The sequence below is a fragment of the Aliiroseovarius sp. Z3 genome, assembly GCF_029105185.1.
Classification (GTDB): Bacteria; Pseudomonadota; Alphaproteobacteria; order Rhodobacterales; family Rhodobacteraceae; genus Aliiroseovarius.
This window is the reverse complement of sequence record NZ_JAFMZK010000002.1, coordinates 51,748-70,833: the sequence shown is the minus strand read 5'-3', so window position 1 is coordinate 70,833 and position 19,086 is coordinate 51,748. Positions and strand designations below refer to the sequence as shown.

Annotated in this window: 20 protein-coding genes; 12 read left to right on the top strand and 8 right to left on the bottom strand. The window is 58.1% G+C overall.

All coding sequences use genetic code 11. The features are described 5' to 3' along the window. The first annotated feature begins 189 nt into the window (after nucleotides 1-189). On the top strand, nucleotides 190-2,388 hold the full coding sequence (locus J3R80_RS03295; RefSeq protein ID WP_275392334.1) for a transglycosylase domain-containing protein: 2,199 nt from the start codon (nucleotides 190-192) through the stop codon (nucleotides 2,386-2,388). 16 nt (nucleotides 2,389-2,404) lie between these two features. Here the strand turns inward: J3R80_RS03295 and J3R80_RS03290 are convergent, their stop codons facing one another. The 3 genes from J3R80_RS03290 to J3R80_RS03280 form a co-directional block, all read right to left on the bottom strand. Beyond that, a complete protein-coding gene (locus tag J3R80_RS03290) occupies nucleotides 2,405-2,854 on the bottom strand; it encodes a MarR family winged helix-turn-helix transcriptional regulator (protein ID WP_275392333.1) in 450 nt (149 codons plus the stop codon). A gap of 142 nt (nucleotides 2,855-2,996) precedes the next feature. Continuing rightward, nucleotides 2,997-3,614 carry an ABC transporter substrate-binding protein gene (locus J3R80_RS03285; protein WP_275392332.1) on the bottom strand — a complete coding sequence of 206 codons (618 nt, stop codon included), beginning with the start codon at nucleotides 3,612-3,614 and terminating at the stop codon, nucleotides 2,997-2,999. Beyond that, nucleotides 3,595-4,338 carry a VacJ family lipoprotein gene (locus tag J3R80_RS03280; protein ID WP_275392331.1) on the bottom strand — a complete coding sequence of 248 codons (744 nt, stop codon included), beginning with the start codon at nucleotides 4,336-4,338 and terminating at the stop codon, nucleotides 3,595-3,597. The genes J3R80_RS03285 and J3R80_RS03280 overlap by 20 nt, the downstream gene beginning before the upstream one ends. Nucleotides 4,339-4,590: 252 nt before the next feature. On the opposite strand from J3R80_RS03280, the gene J3R80_RS03275 reads away from it, so the two are divergent. The 5 genes from J3R80_RS03275 (at nucleotide 4,591) to J3R80_RS03255 (ending at nucleotide 10,137) form a co-directional block, all read left to right on the top strand. Next, the gene (locus J3R80_RS03275; RefSeq protein WP_275392330.1) at nucleotides 4,591-6,282 is read left to right on the top strand and encodes a type I secretion system permease/ATPase; all 1,692 of its coding nucleotides are present in this window, start codon (nucleotides 4,591-4,593) and stop codon (nucleotides 6,280-6,282) included. Beyond that, nucleotides 6,269-7,570, top strand: coding sequence for an HlyD family type I secretion periplasmic adaptor subunit (locus J3R80_RS03270; protein ID WP_275392329.1), 1,302 nt, complete (start codon nucleotides 6,269-6,271; stop codon nucleotides 7,568-7,570). Before J3R80_RS03275 ends, J3R80_RS03270 begins: the two co-directional genes overlap by 14 nt. Nucleotides 7,571-7,692: 122 nt before the next feature. Further along, nucleotides 7,693-8,154 (top strand): RidA family protein, encoded by a 462-nt coding sequence (locus tag J3R80_RS03265; RefSeq protein ID WP_275392328.1) that lies wholly within the window; start codon nucleotides 7,693-7,695, stop codon nucleotides 8,152-8,154. Further along, on the top strand, nucleotides 8,151-8,918 hold the full coding sequence (locus J3R80_RS03260; RefSeq protein ID WP_275392327.1) for a glycerophosphodiester phosphodiesterase family protein: 768 nt from the start codon (nucleotides 8,151-8,153) through the stop codon (nucleotides 8,916-8,918). The genes J3R80_RS03265 and J3R80_RS03260 overlap by 4 nt, the downstream gene beginning before the upstream one ends. Before the next feature lie 31 nt (nucleotides 8,919-8,949). After that, nucleotides 8,950-10,137 carry a GNAT family N-acetyltransferase gene (locus J3R80_RS03255; protein ID WP_275392768.1) on the top strand — a complete coding sequence of 396 codons (1,188 nt, stop codon included), beginning with the start codon at nucleotides 8,950-8,952 and terminating at the stop codon, nucleotides 10,135-10,137. Here J3R80_RS03255 and J3R80_RS03250 read toward each other — a convergent pair. Beyond that, a complete protein-coding gene (locus tag J3R80_RS03250; RefSeq protein WP_275392326.1) occupies nucleotides 10,134-10,628 on the bottom strand; it encodes a peroxiredoxin in 495 nt (164 codons plus the stop codon). The genes J3R80_RS03255 and J3R80_RS03250 overlap by 4 nt on opposite strands. An 83-nt stretch (nucleotides 10,629-10,711) precedes the next feature. On the opposite strand from J3R80_RS03250, the gene J3R80_RS03245 reads away from it, so the two are divergent. Together J3R80_RS03245 and rsmD are read left to right on the top strand one after the other, a co-directional pair. Further along, nucleotides 10,712-11,920 (top strand): FAD-dependent oxidoreductase, encoded by a 1,209-nt coding sequence (locus J3R80_RS03245; RefSeq protein ID WP_275392325.1) that lies wholly within the window; start codon nucleotides 10,712-10,714, stop codon nucleotides 11,918-11,920. Further along, complete coding sequence (gene rsmD / locus J3R80_RS03240) at nucleotides 11,917-12,492, top strand: 16S rRNA (guanine(966)-N(2))-methyltransferase RsmD (RefSeq protein WP_275392324.1); 576 nt, start codon at nucleotides 11,917-11,919, stop codon at nucleotides 12,490-12,492. The genes J3R80_RS03245 and rsmD overlap by 4 nt, the downstream gene beginning before the upstream one ends. Here the strand turns inward: rsmD and map are convergent. Together map and sfsA are read right to left on the bottom strand one after the other, a co-directional pair. Beyond that, nucleotides 12,474-13,322: a type I methionyl aminopeptidase gene (gene map, locus J3R80_RS03235; RefSeq protein ID WP_275392323.1), complete on the bottom strand. Its 849-nt coding sequence runs from the start codon at nucleotides 13,320-13,322 to the stop codon at nucleotides 12,474-12,476. The two genes, rsmD and map, sit on opposite strands and share 19 nt — an antisense overlap. A gap of 36 nt (nucleotides 13,323-13,358) precedes the next feature. After that, nucleotides 13,359-14,057: a DNA/RNA nuclease SfsA gene (gene sfsA, locus J3R80_RS03230; protein WP_275392322.1), complete on the bottom strand. Its 699-nt coding sequence runs from the start codon at nucleotides 14,055-14,057 to the stop codon at nucleotides 13,359-13,361. 38 nt (nucleotides 14,058-14,095) lie between these two features. Here sfsA and J3R80_RS03225 point away from each other — a divergent pair, with 38 nt between their 5' ends. From J3R80_RS03225 to J3R80_RS03210, 4 genes are read left to right on the top strand one after another with little or no spacing between them, the layout of a single operon-like run. Then, on the top strand, nucleotides 14,096-14,824 hold the full coding sequence (locus J3R80_RS03225; protein WP_275392321.1) for a molybdopterin-binding protein: 729 nt from the start codon (nucleotides 14,096-14,098) through the stop codon (nucleotides 14,822-14,824). Then, nucleotides 14,821-15,552 (top strand): GNAT family N-acetyltransferase, encoded by a 732-nt coding sequence (locus tag J3R80_RS03220; RefSeq protein WP_275392320.1) that lies wholly within the window; start codon nucleotides 14,821-14,823, stop codon nucleotides 15,550-15,552. Before J3R80_RS03225 ends, J3R80_RS03220 begins: the two co-directional genes overlap by 4 nt. Nucleotides 15,553-15,563: 11 nt before the next feature. After that, nucleotides 15,564-16,139, top strand: a complete 576-nt coding sequence (locus tag J3R80_RS03215; protein WP_275392319.1) for a peroxidase-related enzyme — start codon at nucleotides 15,564-15,566, stop codon at nucleotides 16,137-16,139. Further along, the gene (locus J3R80_RS03210) at nucleotides 16,136-17,077 is read left to right on the top strand and encodes an OmpA family protein (protein ID WP_275392318.1); all 942 of its coding nucleotides are present in this window, start codon (nucleotides 16,136-16,138) and stop codon (nucleotides 17,075-17,077) included. Before J3R80_RS03215 ends, J3R80_RS03210 begins: the two co-directional genes overlap by 4 nt. A gap of 12 nt (nucleotides 17,078-17,089) precedes the next feature. On the opposite strand, the gene J3R80_RS03205 is transcribed toward J3R80_RS03210, so the two are convergent. Both J3R80_RS03205 and J3R80_RS03200 read right to left on the bottom strand, forming a co-directional pair. Beyond that, the gene (locus J3R80_RS03205; RefSeq protein ID WP_275392317.1) at nucleotides 17,090-17,995 is read right to left on the bottom strand and encodes a LysR family transcriptional regulator; all 906 of its coding nucleotides are present in this window, start codon (nucleotides 17,993-17,995) and stop codon (nucleotides 17,090-17,092) included. Between the two features lie 130 nt (nucleotides 17,996-18,125). Beyond that, nucleotides 18,126-19,046, bottom strand: coding sequence for an AEC family transporter (locus tag J3R80_RS03200; protein ID WP_275392316.1), 921 nt, complete (start codon nucleotides 19,044-19,046; stop codon nucleotides 18,126-18,128). Nucleotides 19,047-19,086 lie beyond the last annotated feature (40 nt).

The window sequence follows — 19,086 nt, the reverse complement described above, 5'->3', positions numbered from 1 at the left end:
CGGAAGGACAGGTGTGGCAGAGCTCCGCCGACCTTCAAAACAGCGGTTGCGCAAAAATTGCTGCACTTGCACAATGATGTGCCTAAATTTTGGACATTGCGAAAAGTCGCAGGCGCCGGAGGAACCGGCTACACTCTAGGAAAACGATTCGTTAAGTTGGATCGACCGAGCAGACGCGGAACCAGTATCATGAGCCCAACCGGACCAAAGCGCCCCAAACTGGTGGCAGACAAGCGGTATTCGAAAACAAAGCCCGCGGCCAAGAAGCCGGCGCGGCGCAAATCCCGCAAACCCGCGACCAAACGCACTGCGCGAACCAACCGGCCCAAGGGCATTCTTGGCTGGCCTATGTTCCTGATCGGTTGGGTTGTTCGGCTTATCTGGCGGCTGACTTGGAAAAGCGCGGCAGTTGTCACGCTGATTGTTGCGGCTGCGGTGTTTTACTTCGCTTCGACCATCCCGGATCTGAATGCCCTTTTGGATGGTCGGGCAAAGGGATCGGTCACAATTCTGGACCGTTACAGCGCCGTCTACGCGTGGCGCGGCGATCAACGTGGTCGCACCATCACCACCGAAACCGTCAGCCCCTATCTTCGCGATGCGGTGGTTGCCAGTGAAGACAAACGCTTTTACGGCCACTTGGGCCTGAGCCCGCGCGGCATCGCCAGCGCCATCCGTATCAACCTGAGCGAAGGGCGTGGTCCCTTGTCCGGTCACGGCGGGTCGACCCTGACCCAACAGGTGGCGAAACTGCTGTGTTTGGGCGTTCCGTTCGATCCGGATCAGTGGAAGAACGAAGCCGCTTACGAGGCAGATTGCCGCCAAGGCTCGCTGCGCCGGAAAATCAAGGAAGCGGTCTATGCCCTGGCGCTTGAGACCAAGTTCTCGAAAGATGAAATTCTGACCATCTATCTGAACCGTGCCTATCTTGGCGCCGGTTCACACGGATTTGATGCTGCTGCGCAGCGATACTTTGCGATCCCGGCATCGGATCTGAACCCCGCTCAGGCAGCGATGCTGGCTGGCATGTTGCCGAAACCGTCGGTCTATGCCCCCACCGCCAACCTGGAACGATCACAAGATCGAGCGGCAACAGTGCTGCGCCTGATGAACGAGCAGGGCTATCTGAGCGACGCAGAAACAGCAAAATACCAATCTAATCCCGCGACATTGTCCAACGCCGCCAAGGCCCAGGCGGGTGGATACTTTGCCGACTGGATCATGGGCGACCTGCCCGCCTTCCTGACGCGTAAGACGACCGAAGACGTGATCATCAAAACCACGCTGGACCCACGCATTCAGACCGCCGCAGAAGAGGCCATGGCAGAAATCTTCGCCACCAAGGTCTCAGACGGGTCCAAAGCCGAAGCCGCAATTGTGGTCATGAGCTCGGACGGTGCGGTGCGTGGCATGGTTGGCGGGCGCGAAACCAAGGTAACGGGTGCGTTCAACCGGGCCACGCAGGCGAAACGGCAAACCGGATCCGCCTTCAAACCCTTTGTCTATGCCGCCGCGCTGGATATGGGCTATCGCTGGGACGACTTCATCGTCGATGAACCCTATTGCGTGAACATCGCAGGCTCGGGCGAGTGGTGCCCGAAGAACTATACCCGCAAACATTACGGCACCGTCAGCCTGACCGAGGCTCTGGCCCGATCGCTGAACATCCCGGCGGTGAAAGTCGCCGAAGATGTGGGGCTTGAGGCGGTGCGCAGCGTTGCTTCCATGTTCGGCATTGAAAGCGATCTTGCGGCGGGCCCTGCATTGGCATTGGGCGCGTCGGAAAGCACGTTGCTGGAAACCACCGGGGCCTTTGCCGGCATCCTGAACGGCGGGTCGGCGGTGATCCCCTATGGTTTGACAGAACTGAGCCTTGTTGGTGAAAGCGATCCCCTGATGACGCAAACGGGTGGAATCGGCGAGCGCGTGATCTCACAGCAAGCGGCCCAACAGCTTGTCTATATGATGAGCCGCGTCATCGAAGCGGGCACCGGCAGTCGTGCCAAAATTGATGGGCTTGAAATCGCAGGCAAGACCGGCACCACAAACTCGGCGCGCGATGCGTGGTTCATCGGGTTCACCGCTGAATATGTGATGGGTGTCTGGATGGGCTATGACGACAACACACCCCTGAAGGGTGTCACCGGTGGCGGCCTTCCCGCCGAGATGTGGCGCGAAGCCATGGTGCGCATCCAGTCAGAGCTTGTTCCCACACCACTTCCGATGATCCGACCGGGCAGCGCCCCGCAGTTCAATGGGCAGGTCATTACGTCAGATGGCCGCGTCATTCAGGGTCAGGGGAATCGGCCACAAGGCGGGCAAAATGTCGGCCAAGCGGTCGAAGATGCGTTGATTGGTGTGCTTCGGTCCATTTTCGGCAAGAACTAAGGTCTTGGCGGAACCTTCAGGCTTGGTCCGTCACGGACAGTATCCGTTGCAGCATATCGATCAGCACGACCCGCTCATCCTGCGACAAAGCACTAAGAAAGCCATCATTCAACTGGTGGATCAACGGCGGCAGCGTTTGAGCCAGTTCGCGACCTTTCGCCGTCAGAAACACCAGCGTCGTGCGTCGGCTGGACGGGTCGGTCTGCCGTTCGATCAGTCCATCTGCAGCCATAGCGTCCAGATTTCGGCTCACCTGATATTCCCGCAAAGACAGCCTGGACCCCAGTTCACGCTGGCTTTGACCGTCCTCGGCAAGCAGCTGCATCAGGGTCATGAAGAACCGGAAGTCCAGGTTTCGATCAGCCAGTTGCTTTTTCATGGCTTCATCCACGCGACGTGCCAACACCTGCGACAGGAAGCCAAAGCTCTCGTTCTGCGTTCCTTTGGGCCAGTTTGCACCGGTCATTGCATGTCTCCCTTCACGCGACTTTCCCGAGATACTTGCGATTGCAATCTTTTTCAACCCGCCGGGCGAAGGGCGCCAGCAACGAAAAACGCCTTCGCGACGATGCGAAGGCGTTTCTATTCGGAACGGTTAGGCGGCCGGATCAGCCTGCCTTCAGGTCCGCAATCAGCTTGTTCAGATCACCGCCGCGGCGATCCAGCATTGCGCCGATTTCCTTGCGTTCAGATTTAACGATGGAGATGCCTTCAACAACCATGTCAATGAACTTGCCATCGCGTTTCGCAACGATGAAAATGACGTCAAAAGGTGACTTTCCTTTCAACGTTGTCTGCGTCAGCACTTCATAGACATTCTTGCTCTCGGATGTGCCGACAACATCAATGCGACCGCCCTGAAACTCGCGGAAACGGCTTCCGTATCGCTGGGCGATATACCCCTGAAAGGCTTTCGAAAACTCGCGTTTCTGCGATGCGCTGGCGGATCGACCGTCCACACCAAGAGCACTCTGAGCGATGTAGTCCACCGCAGCGTATTTCGTGAAGACACGTTCAAACCGCTTGATCATCGTCGATTCAGACGCCCCGGAATTGATGATTCCGTTGATGTCGCTGACAACCTGGCCAATCAGGCTTTCCGCCTTCGCGGCGCTGATTGCAGCCATGGCTCGACCCGGCAGCAGCGCCAGGACGCCCAAGCCGGCCAGTCCGCCCAGAACGGCGCGGCGTGTCAGTGAGGTTTCGTTACCCATCATACGCATCATAAATATCCTCAAGTTCATCGTCCTCGACCTCGATCCCAAGCTCGTATCGGCGCGAATCGAGATAATAGAGCCGCATCAGCTCATATCCCTCTTCACTATTATAGAACTCTTCAATCGTATCTCCGAACGTGTAGCGATCACCGAATTTTGACAGAACCCATGTGGCTTTGGGAAGGTGTTTTACTTCGGTCGGCAAAGCCAAGCTCAATGGGTTCAAAACGAAATCGACAAGGATGCCGAATCCGTCACGCTCGGTTGACGGTCCGAAGAACGGCAGCACGACATAATCGCCTTCCGGTGCGCCCCAGACGTGAAGTGTTTCGCCGAAATCACTGTCCCGTTCTTCCAGACCGATGTCGGTTGCAACATCTACCATACCCAGAAGCCCGAAGGTCGAGTTGAACAGGAACCGAACGGTATTGTGAACCGCGTCCTCGACATTGCCTTGCAGGATGTTGTTGACCACGACGCCCGGCAGACCGGCATTGTCTGAAAACAGCGCAATCGTGTCACGTACACCGCGCGGCAGAACCTCGCCATAGGCGGTCGAGGCTGGCGATACGAACACCTGATCCAGCTTGATGTTGGCCCCATGGGTGCGACGGTTCTGAACCTCATGTGGGTCATCATAACCCGACGGGACTGGTGCCTTCGCACACGCCCCAAGCGCCAGAAGCAGCAGGCCAGCCATCGCCGGTAAGGTCTTCGAAATGGGTTTGGTCACAGTGATATCTTTATTTTGGCAGCAATCTGAAGTGTTGGCGTCACACATAGTGCGAAGCGTTTCATTGCAAAGCCGTTAAGGGATTTGCAGCTTTTTATGTGTCTATTTGGCGACAGTTTACAAGCCGAATCCCGCCAACACCAGCGCGCCCTGCCTGCGCGCCGCATCAGGCGGCCATTTTCAGGTCCGATTGTTATGAGGCACCATGAACACTCTTACGGCCATGAGGAACTGCGCAAAATTTGCGGCAGAATGCGGGGGACACTGATCAGTGCTGCGATCTTTTCCTTTTTTGTGAATCTTCTGATGCTGACCGCGCCGATCTACATGTTGCAGATCTATGATCGCGTCCTGACCAGCGGGTCAGAGGCAACTCTCGTCACGCTGTCGCTGCTGATGGCGTTCCTGTTTCTTATGATGGGTAGCCTCGATTATGCGCGCGGGCGGTTGCTGGCCCGCGTCGGTGCCCGGTTTCAGACCGATTTGGATGAGCATGTTTTTCTGCTGGATCTGAACATGGATCAGATACATCGGAACCGCCCAACCACCGCAAGTGCCGTGCGCGATGTTGACGCCATACGACGACTGTTTTCCAGCCCGGTTGTGACCGCCGTTTTTGACCTTCCCTGGACGCCGGTTTTTCTGCTCGCAATCACGGTTTTTCATCCATGGTTGGGGATATTGGCGGTGACGGGCGGCGCTGCCTTGGTGACGGTGGCGTTACTTGCCCAGTGGCTCACCCGTGGCCCGATGGCGACGTTAAGGGCGCAGATCACACACACCGACAAGGTCGCAGGGCGCTTGCAGACCGAAAGACAGTTGGTTCAGGCGCTCGGCCTGGCAGAAACGACAACGCAACAATGGAAGCAGCTTCGTAACACCGCGTTGAGCACTGGGTTGTGGATGTCGGACCGGCAAAGCCTGTTTGCCGTGACGAGCAAGACATTTCGACAGTTCCTTCAGTCGGCAATGCTGGGTCTGGGGGCTTACCTGGCATTGCAGGGTGCAATGTCGCCGGGGGCCATGATTGCCGGTTCCATCCTGCTGTCCCGTGCGCTTGGACCAGTCGACATTGTTGTTAGCCATTGGCCTACCGTCCAACAGGCAAAGGCAGCATGGCATTCTCTGTCTCAACGCCTGTCCGAGGCTCCGCCCGAGGTCAAAAGAACAACATTACCCACCCCCGAAGCCGATGTGACAGTCAGCAACGTTACCGTAATACCCACCGGCCAGAGCTTCGCGGTCTTGCAGAACATATCCTTTGCCCTGTCGCCAGGCACCGCGCTGGGGGTGATTGGTCCGTCAGGTGCCGGAAAATCCACACTCGCTCAGGTTATGACAGGTGCGCTGCCCCCGACAGCTGGAGTGGTGAGGCTGGGCGGCGCGGCGCTCCACCATTACATGCCAGAGGTTCTTGGCAGGCATATTGGCTATCTGCCACAACGTGTGGCGCTGTTTGATGGCACGATCGCCGAAAACATCGCGGGATTTCAAACCGATGCTGATGATACAGATATCGTGAATGCGGCCTTAGCTGCCGGTGCGCATGAGGTGATCCTGTCTCTGCCAGACGGCTATGACACAGTTGTCGCGCCGGGCGGCGGCCCAATGTCCGGCGGCCAAATGCAGCGCATCTGCCTGGCACGCGCGCTGTTTGGTGCACCGCCATTGGTGGTGCTGGACGAACCGAACTCCAATCTGGACCATGATGGCTCGGTCGCGCTGAGTGCGGCCATACAAGGGGTAAAAGCGCGCGGCGGCGCGGTCGTGATCATGGCGCACCGACCATCGGTCATTCAGCATTGCGACCAGTTGATGGTTCTGGATCGTGGCCACATCACCGACATTGGACCGCGCGAAGACATCCTTCGCAAGACCGTTCGAAGCGCGCATCAACCACACCCACTGCACAGCGTCGAGCGAGGTGGCGATGGCCAATCCTGACCTGTCTTCCCGCGGTATTACGCTGTTCGGCTTCCTGGCACTGACCGTTCTACTCGTCGGATTTGGCACATGGTCTGTCAAAGCACGAATTGCCGGGGCTGTGGTGGCCGATGGCATCATCCGTCCGGATGGCGCACACCATATCGTCCGCCACCCGGACGGCGGCGTGGTAAAATCGATCAAGGTGAACAACGGCGCGCGGGTAAACGAAGGCGATGATCTTCTGAACCTTGATGATACGCGCCTCAGATCACGGCGCATGGTGCTGGAGGGTCAGCTGGCCGAGATTCTGGCCCGGATTGCACGTTTGGAAGCGGAACGGGACAGTGCGGCAAACCTTATCTTTCCGGCCAAGCTCCATCTGTTGATACAAGATCGCCCGGATCTTGCTGAGGTCATAGAAGGGCAAACACGCTATTTTCTATCGCGCCGAGAGCTGGTTCAATCACGGTCGGCCCAGTTGGATCAGCGCGCTTTGCAGATTAGCCAGCAAAGAAGCGGGCTGGATGCGCAGGCAGCGGCTTTGACCCGTCAGATCGTGCTGCTGCGGGATGATTTGCAAAGGCAACGCGAATTGCTGACGCAAGGTTTGGCGCAATATCCGCGGGTCGCCGCCCTTGAACGTGAAGAGGCTGTGCTTGCGGGCCGTTTGGCCGAAATCTCGGCCGCTAAAGCCGAGGCGGATGTTCGACTGACTGAAACTCATCTGCAAAAACTGTCGATCGCTGCTGAGAACCGCGAACAGGTCATCGCGGAACTGCGGGATGTTCAGCCAACAGCAACCGAGTTGACCGAGAACCTTCGCGCCATTGACTTCGAGCTTGAGCAACTGATCCTTCGTGCACCCGTTTCCGGTTTGGTTCATCAGATGATGATCCACACACCGCGATCCGTGGTCCAGCCCGGCCAACCCATTCTGACAATCATCCCCCAAGACGACGCACTGCGTGTCGAGGCGCGGATTAGCCCGCAGGATGTTGACCAGTTGTTTATCGGCCAAAAGGTCACGTTGGCCTTCCCTGCCCTTGCCCGCAAGAATGACCCGGATGTGATCGCGCGGATCGACAATATATCAGCGGATGCCGTGACAGATGAACAAACCGGGCAACGCTTTTACGCGGTCGAGATGGGCATGAATCGCACGCAACGCGCCCGCTTGCCGGACGATATCGTTCTGCTTCCGGGGATGCCGGTCACCGCATTCATCCAGACGGCAGATCGCAGCCCGATATCCTATCTGTTGCAGCCTTTTGCGGAATTCTTCCGCACCGCCCTGCGGGAAAAATGACGCGCTCAAAGCGATCGGCCCGAGCTTATGATCGCTTTCACCCTTTTCAGCAACCAGATGGCAAGCTAGCGTCCCCGCACCCGCCCCGCGCAATGCGTAGGACCAATCAAGAAGGACGCAAAATGAGCAAATTTGAAACCCGACTTGCAGAATTGGGTGTCACACTGCCCGACGCACCGGCGCCGGCTGCAAACTATGTACCCTATGTCAGAATTGGCGATCTGGTACATGTCTCTGGTCAGATCTCGATGAAAGATGGCGCGTTTTTGACGGGCAAGCTGGGGCAGACCATGACCGCCGAAGAAGGTGCCTTGGCAGCGCGCAGCTGCGCTATCGCTTTGTTGGCGCAGGTTAAAGCAGCCTGTGACGGTGATCTGGACCGTCTTCAACGGGTGGTCAAATTGGTGGGCTTCGTCAACTCGACCGACGCTTTTGGCGATCAGCCGAAGGTGATCAACGGGGCGTCGGATTTTATGGTCGAAGCATTGGGAGAGGCCGGACGGCACGCGCGTTCTGCCGTCTCGGCAGCCAGCCTGCCTTTTGGCGTTGCGGTTGAAATCGAAGGCATATTCCAGATCAAATGACACGGTCCCCGATTCCTTTGCCGGAAAGTTTTCTGACCCGCCCGATTGCCCACCGTGCGCTGCACGACCTGACGGCGGGTCGCCCTGAAAACTCGCGCGCCGCCATTTATGCCGCCATGGAGGCAGGTTATGGCATCGAAGTTGATCTGCAGCTGTCGAAAGATGCGCAGGCGATGGTGTTTCACGACTATGACTTGCGACGTTTGACCGATCAGAAAGGGCCAATCCAGCAACGCACGTCGGTCGAACTGGGCGGGATTGCGTTGGCGCATGGTGACGAAGGCATTCCAACCTTTGAAGAGGTGCTTCAGATCGTGTCGGGCCGTGTGCCATTGCTGGTCGAGATGAAGGATCAGGATGGCGCGATGGGGCCACGCACCGGGCCGCTTGAAAAGGCGGTGGCCAAAGCCCTGTCGGGCTACCAGGGCGACGTGGCTATCATGTCGTTCAATCCGCATTCGGTCGCAACGCTTGGCACGCTTGTTTCCGACCGCACCCTTGGCCTGACCACCGAAGCATTCCTTGAAAAGGACAATCCGCTTCTTCCCGCTGCCACGCGCCGTTACCTTCGCGACATCCCTGATTTTGACCGCGTGAACGCAAGTTTCATCAGCCATGACATCCATGATCTTCGAAGCCCGGCGGTTGCGAAACTCAAGGCAAGGAACGTGCCCGTTCTGTGCTGGACCGTGAAATCGAAAGCGGACGAGATCGAAGCGCGCAAGATTGCCGACAACATCACGTTTGAAGGCTATGCGGCTTGACCGCATTGGTCGGGTTGGGCCCAATGTCACGGTGACAGATACTCAGATCGAAATCCGCACCCATCAGCATCTTTCCAGTATTGCGGCGAGCGACTGGGACGCCTGCGCTTGCCCTGAAACGGCGGATGGTGGACGCGCCATCGACCCATTCACCACCCATCGTTTTCTGACCGCGCTTGAGGTTTCTGGCAGTGTCGGCGAGGGAACCGGCTGGCAGCCACATTACCTTAGCGTTCATGCTGATGGGCAGGTCATCGCCGTGGCGCCGGTCTATGCGAAAACCCACAGTCAGGGCGAATATGTATTCGACTACAGCTGGGCGGATGCCTATGAGCGCGCGGGCGGGCGATACTATCCGAAGCTACAGGTCGCTGTTCCATTTACACCCGTCACGGGCCGCCGTTTCCTGACACGCCCCGGATACGAAACCGTTGGTCAGGCCGGATTGGTGCAAGGGCTTGTACAAATTGCCGCAAATAACGGTCTGAGTTCGGCACATGTCACTTTCTGCACAAGCGAAGAGGCCCGGGTGGGCGAGCAAATGGGCCTTCTGCACCGGATCGGGCAACAGTTTCATTGGGAAAACGACGACTATCAGACCTTCGATGCGTTTCTGGAAAGCCTGAGCTCGCGCAAGCGCAAACAAATCCGGAAAGAACGACGGCAGGCGCAGGGTTTTGGCGGAAAGATCGTCGCGCTGACCGGAGACGCGATCGAAACACATCACTGGGACACGTTCTGGCAATTTTATCAGGATACGGGCGCACGCAAATGGGGCCGCCCCTATCTGACACGCGCCTTCTTTGACGAGTTACATCAAACGATGCGCGATGACGTTCTGTTGGTCTTGGCCATGGACAATCAGCACCCTGTTGCCGGGGCGTTGAACATGATCGGGCGCGACACGCTATTCGGACGCTATTGGGGGGCGTTGGAACACCACCCCTGTCTTCATTTCGAGCTTTGCTATTATCAGGCCATCGACTTTGCAATTTCGCACCGCATGCGCCGGGTTGAAGCCGGGGCGCAAGGCGAACACAAGCTGGCGCGTGGCTATCTGCCCGTGGCAACCCATTCGTTGCATTGGATCGCCGAACCCGGATTTCGCGACGCCGTCGAACAATTCGTGACGGCCGAGAAAGAGGCCGTTGAGGGGGACATTGATATCCTCACCTCATACGGCCCCTTTCGAAAAACGAATATGCGCGAGCGTGATTAGCCTGACATGTCCGCCAGCAGCGCCTCACCGCCCGATGTTTCACAAACGCCGGGGTTTTCTTCGGCGTTCAGCACTTTGACCACACCGTCTTCGGCATAAAGCGCATAGCGGCGCGAACGGTTGATCAGCCCCGCGGGTGGGGCGTCAAAGCTCATCCCGACGGCCCTTGTGAATGTGCCTTCGGCATCGCCCAGCATGGTGATGCCCGCCGCAGCTGCACCTGTGCTTTCGCCCCAAGCGTCCATGACAAACGGGTCGTTGACGGAAATGCAAACAACAGAATCGACACCCTTTTTATCGAACTCTGGCTTGGTCCGCATGAAGCTGGGCACGTGCGCTGTGGTACAAGTGCCGGTATAGGCACCCGGCAACGCAAAGATCACAGCCTTCTTCCCCTTCGTCAGTGACGAAAGTTCAACCGATTCCGGTCCGTCCGCGCCCATCCGCAGTAAGGTTGCATCTGGCAGTTTGTCACCTACTGAAAGAGTCATTTTTCAACATCCCTGATTGTGTTTCTGGTTCCTCTAGTCATAGTCTGCAAACCGCGTCAGGTCAGCAAGAATGGAAACCCCGTATGTCTCACATTGTTGTCATCGGTGCCGGACAAGCCGGTGCGTCATTGGTTGCGAAGCTGCGAAACTCTGGATTTGACGGCGACATCACATTGATCGGGGCCGAACCGGCACCGCCCTATCAACGCCCACCTCTGTCTAAGGCGTATCTGTTGGGCGAGATGGAGTTGGAACGCCTGTATCTGCGCCCGGAAAGCTTCTATTCGGATAATAACATCACCCTGCGGCTGAACACGCATGTGGACGCAATTGATGCCAGCGCGCGTGAGGTGGTGATCGGTGACGAACGCATATCTTATGACCAGCTCGCCCTGACCACCGGGTCGGTGCCGCGACGCTTGCCAGCCGCAATAGGCGGAACGCTTGAGGGCGTGCATGTGGTACGCACACTTGAAGATGTCGACCAGATGGCCACCGAAATTGAAAAAGACCGCCGTGTCTTGATCATCGGTGGCGGCTATATCGGGTTAGAGGCCGCCGCTGTTGCGGCCAAGAAGGGGCTGAACGTCACCTTGGTTGAAATGGCCGACCGTATCCTGCAACGGGTCGCCGCCCCCGAGACTTCGGATTACTTTCGTGCACTGCATCACGCCCACGGCGTTGATATTCGTGAAGGGGTCGGGTTGGACCGTCTGACAGGTGAGGGCCGCGTGACCGGGGCCGTCCTGTCGGATGGCAGCACGCTTGACGTGGACTTTGCGGTTATCGGTGTCGGGATCGCCCCGGACACCGGGCTGGCTGAAGCCGCCGGGCTTGAGATCGAGAACGGTATCAAGACCGATGCCCATGGGCGCACATCGGACTCGGCGATCTGGGCGGCGGGCGATTGTGCGTCTTTCCCCTATCGCGGCACCCGGATCCGGCTGGAAAGCGTGCCAAACGCCATTGATCAGGCCGAGATCGTCGCCCGCAACATGATGGGCGAAAATGTCGATTATATCGCCAAACCGTGGTTCTGGTCAGATCAATATGACGTAAAACTGCAAATCGCGGGCCTGAACGCCGGGTATGACAACGTCGTGGCGCGACCGGGCGAACATGACGGCAGCATGAGCTTCTGGTATTATCAGGGCGATACCCTGCTGGCGGTGGACGCGATGAACGACCCCCGCGCCTATATGATCGGCAAGCGGCTGATCGAAGCGGGAAAATCCGCTGACAAGACGGTCATTTCAGACCCATCGGCGGACCTGAAACCGCTCTTGAAATGAGGATTATCGCAGGTCGGTTTCGTGGGTTAGCTTTGGCCAATGTCGGCAAAGGGGATGCCGGTGCACATCTGCGCCCCACCACCGACCGCGTGCGCGAAAGCCTGTTTTCGATGCTGACCGGAGGTCGGTTCGGCGATCCCGTTACCGGTGCGCGGGTGCTCGACCTGTTTGCAGGCACCGGCGCCTTGGGGCTTGAGGCCCTGTCGCGTGGGGCGGCGCATGTGACATTTATCGACGATGGTCGCAAAGCACAGGCCCTGATCCGCGAAAACATCGCCAAATGCCGCTGCACTGGCGAAACCACCATCATCAAGCGCGACGCTACACGTTTGGGCGACGGCCAGCCACATGACCTGATCTTCCTCGACCCGCCCTATGGCAAGGGTTTGGGGGAAAAGGCGTTGGCCGCAGCCATCAAAGGCGGCTGGGTGGCTGACGACGCGCTGATCGTGTGGGAGGACGACACCGCCCTGACCCTGCCCGACGGTGTGACGCAGCTGGACGCCCGCCGTTACGGCGCGACGACCATCACGATCTGCATCTTCTCGGCGGGTCAGCCCCAGGTCGGGTGAAACTTGCCCGCGGGCGACAGGGTGAAGATATCGCACCCGTCTGCCGTCACCCCGACCGAGTGTTCGAACTGCGCCGACAGCGACTTGTCGCGGGTGATTGCCGTCCAGTCATCGGCAAGGATCTTTGTCTCGGGGCGACCCAGATTGACCATCGGTTCGATGGTGAAGAACATACCTTCTTCCAGCACCGGGCCGGTGCCGGGGCGGCCATAATGCAGCACGTTGGGCGGGGCGTGAAACACCTGGCCAAGGCCATGACCGCAAAAATCGCGGACAACCGACATGCGCTGACTTTCCACATAGGTTTGAATGGCGTGGCCAATATCGCCGAAGGTGTTTCCGGGGCGCACGGCCTCGATCCCTTTCATCAGCGCATCGTGAGTCACCTGGATCAAGCGGTCGGCAAAGGGCTTGATCGTGCCAGCTTTGTACATGCGACTCGTGTCGCCGTACCAGCCGTCCACGATCACCGTCACATCAACATTCAGAATGTCACCGTCGATCAGTTCATCATGTTTGCGCGCCGATTTCTCGTTCTTGCCCTTGGGGGTTTTCGATCCGGGGATGCCGTGACACACCACGTGGTTCAACGATATGCAGGACGCATGCCGATAACCCTTGTATCCGATCGTGGCCGATACGGCGCCAGCTTCGTCGATCATCGCCTCGATCGCGGCGTCAAGTTCTGCCGTCGTCACGCCCGGCTTCACCATCGGCGCAATCCGGTCCAGAATATCGGCCGCCAAACGGCCTGCCGCTTGCATCCCGGCGAAATCGGAAGTGTCGTAAAGGCGGATGCCCTCTTTGGTCACGCGCATGGTGTCGTCCATGGATTTATCCTCTTGCTTCGCCTCTAAATAGGGTGTTCAGGCCAAAGACTCCAGAGGGCCTGCAATTTCGATGCCCTCGGGGCTGATGCGAGTGCCAAGCACGATGGCCTCTACCCCCGCCGCGCGGGCTGCATCGAATGCCGCGCCATAGGCCGGATCGATGTCCCGCGCCAGATCGAACCGATCGCAATCGGTGCGTTGCACCAAGTATATCATCACCGCGCGATGACCTTGTGCAACCATTTGTACAAGTTCGCCCAAATGCTTGGTGCCGCGCGCCGTCACACTGTCAGGAAACTCGGCCAGACCGGGTTGACGGCTCAGGGTCACGGATTTCACCTCGACATAGGTCAGCCCGTCACCTTCCAGCAGGAAATCAATACGGCTGTTTTCGCCATATTTCACCTCGGAACGGACGGCGTGATAATGGGGCAGCCCCGGCACGGACTGGGCCTGAAGCGCCGCGCGCAAGGCCCGGTTCGGCACCGAGGTATCGACCCCCGTCAAATGCCCGTTCTCGTGATCCACCAACCGCCAGCCAAACTTTAACTTCTTCTTGGGGTCGTCATTCGGCTCCAGCCAGATCTTTGTGCCCGGTTCGGCCAGACCCATCATCGAGCCGGGGTTGGCACAATGGGCCACAACTTCGCGACCGTCCTCCAACAGGCAATCGGCCAAAAACCGTTTGTAGCGTCGAATAAGTCTGGCAGGCACAAGAGGGCTGGGAAATTGCATAGAGCGGGCCTATACCGGAAGTAGGATAGGAGCAAGCTATGCCAAACCCAACCGCTGCCATGTTGGTCATTGGTGACGAGATTTTGTCAGGCCGGACAAGGGATGCGAACATGCATCACCTGGCGGGCAAACTGACCGAGCATGGCATTGATCTGAAAGAAGTGCGCGTTGTATCCGACGATGCCGCCGCGATCGAAGCGGCGGTGAAAACCCTTTCCGACAGCTTTGACCATGTGTTCACTTCGGGCGGCATCGGCCCCACCCATGACGACATCACAGCCGATTGCATCGCGCGCGCTTTCGATGATCACATCGACATCCGCGACGATGCGTATGCCCTTCTGGCCGCCCACTATGCACGGCAAGGGCATGAGTTCAACGCATCGCGCCAACGAATGGCACGCATTCCGGACCGCGCGACGTTGATTGACAACCCAATCTCGGTCGCACCCGGTTTCACGCTGGAGAATGTGCATGTGATGGCGGGTGTTCCATCCGTCTTCAAAGCCATGGTTGACAGCGTCCTGCCCCGCCTGACCGGTGGCGCACCCCTGCTTTCCCGCTCGATCAGGATCAATCGCGGGGAAGGTGACATCGCCGGTCCGCTGGGGCAATTGGCAAACGAGAACACGGACCTGAGTTTCGGGTCATACCCATTCATTCAAAACGGCATTTTCGGCGCGAACATCGTGATCCGGGGCACCGATGCCGCCCGGCTTGATGCGGCCGCCAAATCCTTGTCCCAGTTGTTTTCGGAGGACGCATGAAACATCACCTTCCAAGTGTCGATCAGGTCATTGAGGCCTGCGAAGTAACCTGGCCCCCGGCCAAGACAGAGCGCATTGGTGCCTGGGTCATCCGCGATGGTGCCGGTGGTGGAAAACGTGTTTCGGCGGCAACCGAAAACTGGCCGACCACCGAAGCCGACCTGCCGGTCGCGGAAAAGGCGATGCGTGATCTCGGGATGGACCCGCTGTTCCAGATCCGTCATGGGGACGAACACCTGGACGATATGCTGGAAAAGCATGGCTATCAGATCGTCGACCCCGTCAATTTCTGGGCGATTGAAGTCGAGGAACTGACCAAGGACGCACCACCGCCGGTTTCGGCGTTTTCCATATGGCCGACGCTGTCGATCATGCACGAGCTGTGGGAAGCGGGCGGCATTGGCGCGGCGCGACGAGCCGTGATGGAGCGCGCGAACTGTCCGAAAACGGGCCTGCTGGCGCGCACGGATGATGCGCCGGCAGGTGTCGGTTTTGTCGGTCTGCACAACGAGATTGCGATGGTCCACGCGTTACATGTGGACAAGGAAATGCGCCGGATGGGCACAGGTGCGAACCTGCTCAAACAGGCGGCAATCTGGGCCAAGGCGCAGAAGGCCAAGTATATTGCTCTGATCGTGACCCAGGGAAACCACGCAGCCAATCCCCTTTATGCCAATATCGGGATGCACCTGGTCGGGCATTACCATTACCGCACCAAACCGCAATAAGGGGACCCATCATGCCGGACAAAAACAATGGCGTGACCGCGCTTGACCTGCCGATGGTCGATCCGCTGCCCGACGACATTCAGAAATATTTTGACATCTGTGACGAGAAACTTGGCCTCGTGCCGAACGTGCTGAAAGCCTATGCATTCGACATGGAAAAGCTGCGCGCGTTTTCCGCGATGTATAATGAGCTGATGCTGGGCGACAGTGGCCTGTCGAAGCTGGAGCGTGAGATGATCGCCGTTGTCGTCAGCTCGATCAATCGCTGCTGGTATTGCCAGGTCGCCCATGGTGCCGCGGTGCGCGCCTTGTCTGGCAACCCACAGCTGGGTGAATCGATGGTCATGAACTGGCGGATGGCTGACCTGGATGAACGCCAACACGCAATGCTGGAATTTGCAGAGAAAGTCACCAAGACCTCGTCCGAGACCTCCGAAGCAGACCGCGAAACGTTGCGGCAAGCCGGGTTTTCGGATCGGGACATCTGGGATATCGCAGCCACAGTCGGGTTTTTCTCGATGTCCAACCGCATGGCCTCGGCTGTTGGTATGCAGCCAAACAACGAATATCACGCCCAAAACCGATGATCGGTCCGTCACGACACCTGTGGCTGGTCGCCTTGCTGGTGTTTGCGACCAGCCTGGCGCACCCCGTCCGCGCCTTTGACCTGCCCGCAGGGGCAAAACTGCGCGCAGAAGAGCGGGACGATGCCGGTCGCGCATCTTTGGCGACAGCGCGCTATGATGGTGAAGCCGTTCCATCCATCGTCGCCGAAGGTCATATCGTCCGGCAGGCATGGAAAGTGGATGGCACCAGTCAGACCAGCTTTCAGATCCTGAACGGTTTGCGGGATCAGTTGGTTCAGGATGGGTTCGACATTGTGTTTCAATGTCAGTCCGTCTCATGCGGTGGTTATGACTTCCGCTTTGGCATCGGACATTTCAAAGCGCCGGATATGTTCGTAGACCTTGGCGATTATCATTACCTGAGCGCGCGGAATAGCGATCAACTGACCAGCGTTCTGGTCAGTCGTTCGAAAGAAGCCGCATTCATCGAAACGCTGCAGGTCAGCCCGGAAGGCAGCGCCCCGGCCAAGGTCACTGCATCGGCAGCCACAGCCCGCACACCAGCGTTCGCATCAGCGTCAGGACCGGTTGGCGCACAGTTGGAAAACAACGGGCGTATCGTCCTTGACGGGCTGAGCTTTGCGACGGGATCGTCCGAACTGACCGATGACGACGTGCCTGTTCTGAACGAACTTGCGACTTATCTGAACAAGAATCCCGACCGGAAGATCACTTTGGTGGGCCATACGGATGCAGAAGGCAGCCTTGCAGGCAATGTCGCCCTGTCCCGAAAACGGGCCACCGCAGTGATGAACAGTCTGATCCGACTTTATGAGGTCAGCCCGTCACAACTATCTGCGGAAGGCGTCGGTTATCTGATGCCGCTTGCCCCGAACCTGACGCCACAGGGGCGCGAGACCAATCGCAGGGTTGAAGCGGTATTGATCAACACCAACTAGGCGCTGATCAGATCACCAGTTGTCTGGCCCCTTGTCAGCAAAGGCATGCACCAGAAAATCTATGAAGGCGCGCACTTTGGGTTGGGTGAACCGACCCGGAGGGTAAACCGCATAAATGCCTTGCACATCTTGCGGCAGATCGGGGATCGCATCAATGACCAGACCTTGCTCTAGCGCGTCAGCATAAAGGAAGCTGGGCAAGTAGGCGATGCCAAGGCCGGAAATGGCCGCATTCAGAAGCGATTGGCCGTCATTCACACTCAGCCAGCCAGCTGATCGAACCTGCCGCACCTCGCCCGACGGGGCCGGAACCTTCCAGACATTGCCCGAGCTTTGGTTCGAGTAATGCAGAAGTTTGTGTTCGTTCAGGTCGTCAATGCGGGTGGGGCGCCCATATTGCTCGAAATATTCTGGGCTTCCAACCATCCGGCGGGTTGTTGTGGAAATCTTTCGGGCACGCAGCGAACTGTCTTCAAGCTCGCCCACGCGGATGGCCATATCGAACCCTTCGGAAATCAGTTCAACGTAGCGGTTGGCCAGATCCATATTCACGTGCACGTCGGGGAAATCATGCAGAAACTCGCCCAGAACAGGGCTAAGGTGATTGACGCCAAAATCAGTGGCAACCGAAATTCGCAGAATGCCAGAAGGTGCGGATTGCATCGACGTGACCAATGCGTCAGCTTCGCCTGCATCGTTCAGGACGCGGCGCGCGCGGTCATAGTAAGCAAGACCGATCTCGGTCGGGCTAACACGCCGTGTCGTCCGGTTCAGAAGCCGGGCACCAAGTCGGGCCTCAAGGCTGGACACATGTTTGGACACCGCAGATTTCGAGATCCCCATCTTCTTAGCAGCATCCGTGAAACCACCTTGGTCCACAACGGTGGCGAAGGCTTCCATTTCGGTCAGTCGATCCATTTCACTCTTTCCACAAGTTCACCCCAGTGCTCCGTTTATCCGGACCAATTGGGGCAAGACTGTGAAGAACAACCGACAATACGGGGGTAATTGCAGGGATCGTTATAGCCCTGGAAACGGTCACTACCGGCTATCGTGTTGAAAAGACTAGCTCTACGATGCTGATCCAAATCGGCAGGGTTATCGCGGACAATAAAGTTGTCTGGGCAATCAAAGTTGCAACCAGATTTCGGTTCGCTCCGAAAGCCGATGCCAGCACATGCGCCGCCGAAGCGGTGGGCAGGGCAGCAAAGACCACCAACACCGATCCGATGGCTGGATCGGGTTTAAGCAACATCGCAACGATCATCGCAAACAACGGCAGCGCGCCCAGCTTGATGGCACAGATCGCCCCGCTGAAACGGTCCAACCGCGCCAATGCGCCCCAGTTCATGGTCGCACCAATCGAAAGCAGCGCGATCGGGATGGCTGCCCTTGCCAGCATCTCGACCGGCATCATGATTGGCGCAGGCAAGTGCCAGCTCATCAGGCCGAATATGACACCGCCAAGGCTGGCCAGCAGAAATGGGTTCAGGGCAACCTTGGTCACTGTTGTCCAAAAGCCCAGCGCCCCGCCACGCGACAGCGCTGAAACTGCAAAAAGATTGGCGACCGGAACGCCCATACCAACCGCCACAGCCATTTCTCCGACCCCGCCATGGGTCAGCAGCCCAACTGCGACCAGCCCAAGCGCCGTGTTGAAGCGCCAGCACACCTGCCAAGCACCCGCGAAGTCCAGAAACCGGTCGGGCCCGGCACGGCGCACAACCCAGCCCAGCACCAACCCTACGGATAGGATGGCCCAGACAATGGGCGCCATCACGAACAGCTTTTCAGGATCAATGGGGCGACTTGCGGCCGCAACGAACAGAAGGGCGGGAAACAGAATCTCGAAGTTCAGGCGATCCAAACCCTGCCACGCATTCTCGGACAGCCGCTGGCGCAGAAGCCCACCCAGCCCCACAAGAAGGAAGCTGGGTACGAGGCCGACAAAGACAGCGAAGAAAACCATGAGACCTCCGAGGCGATTGCCCCGGGATCACTGGATCAGA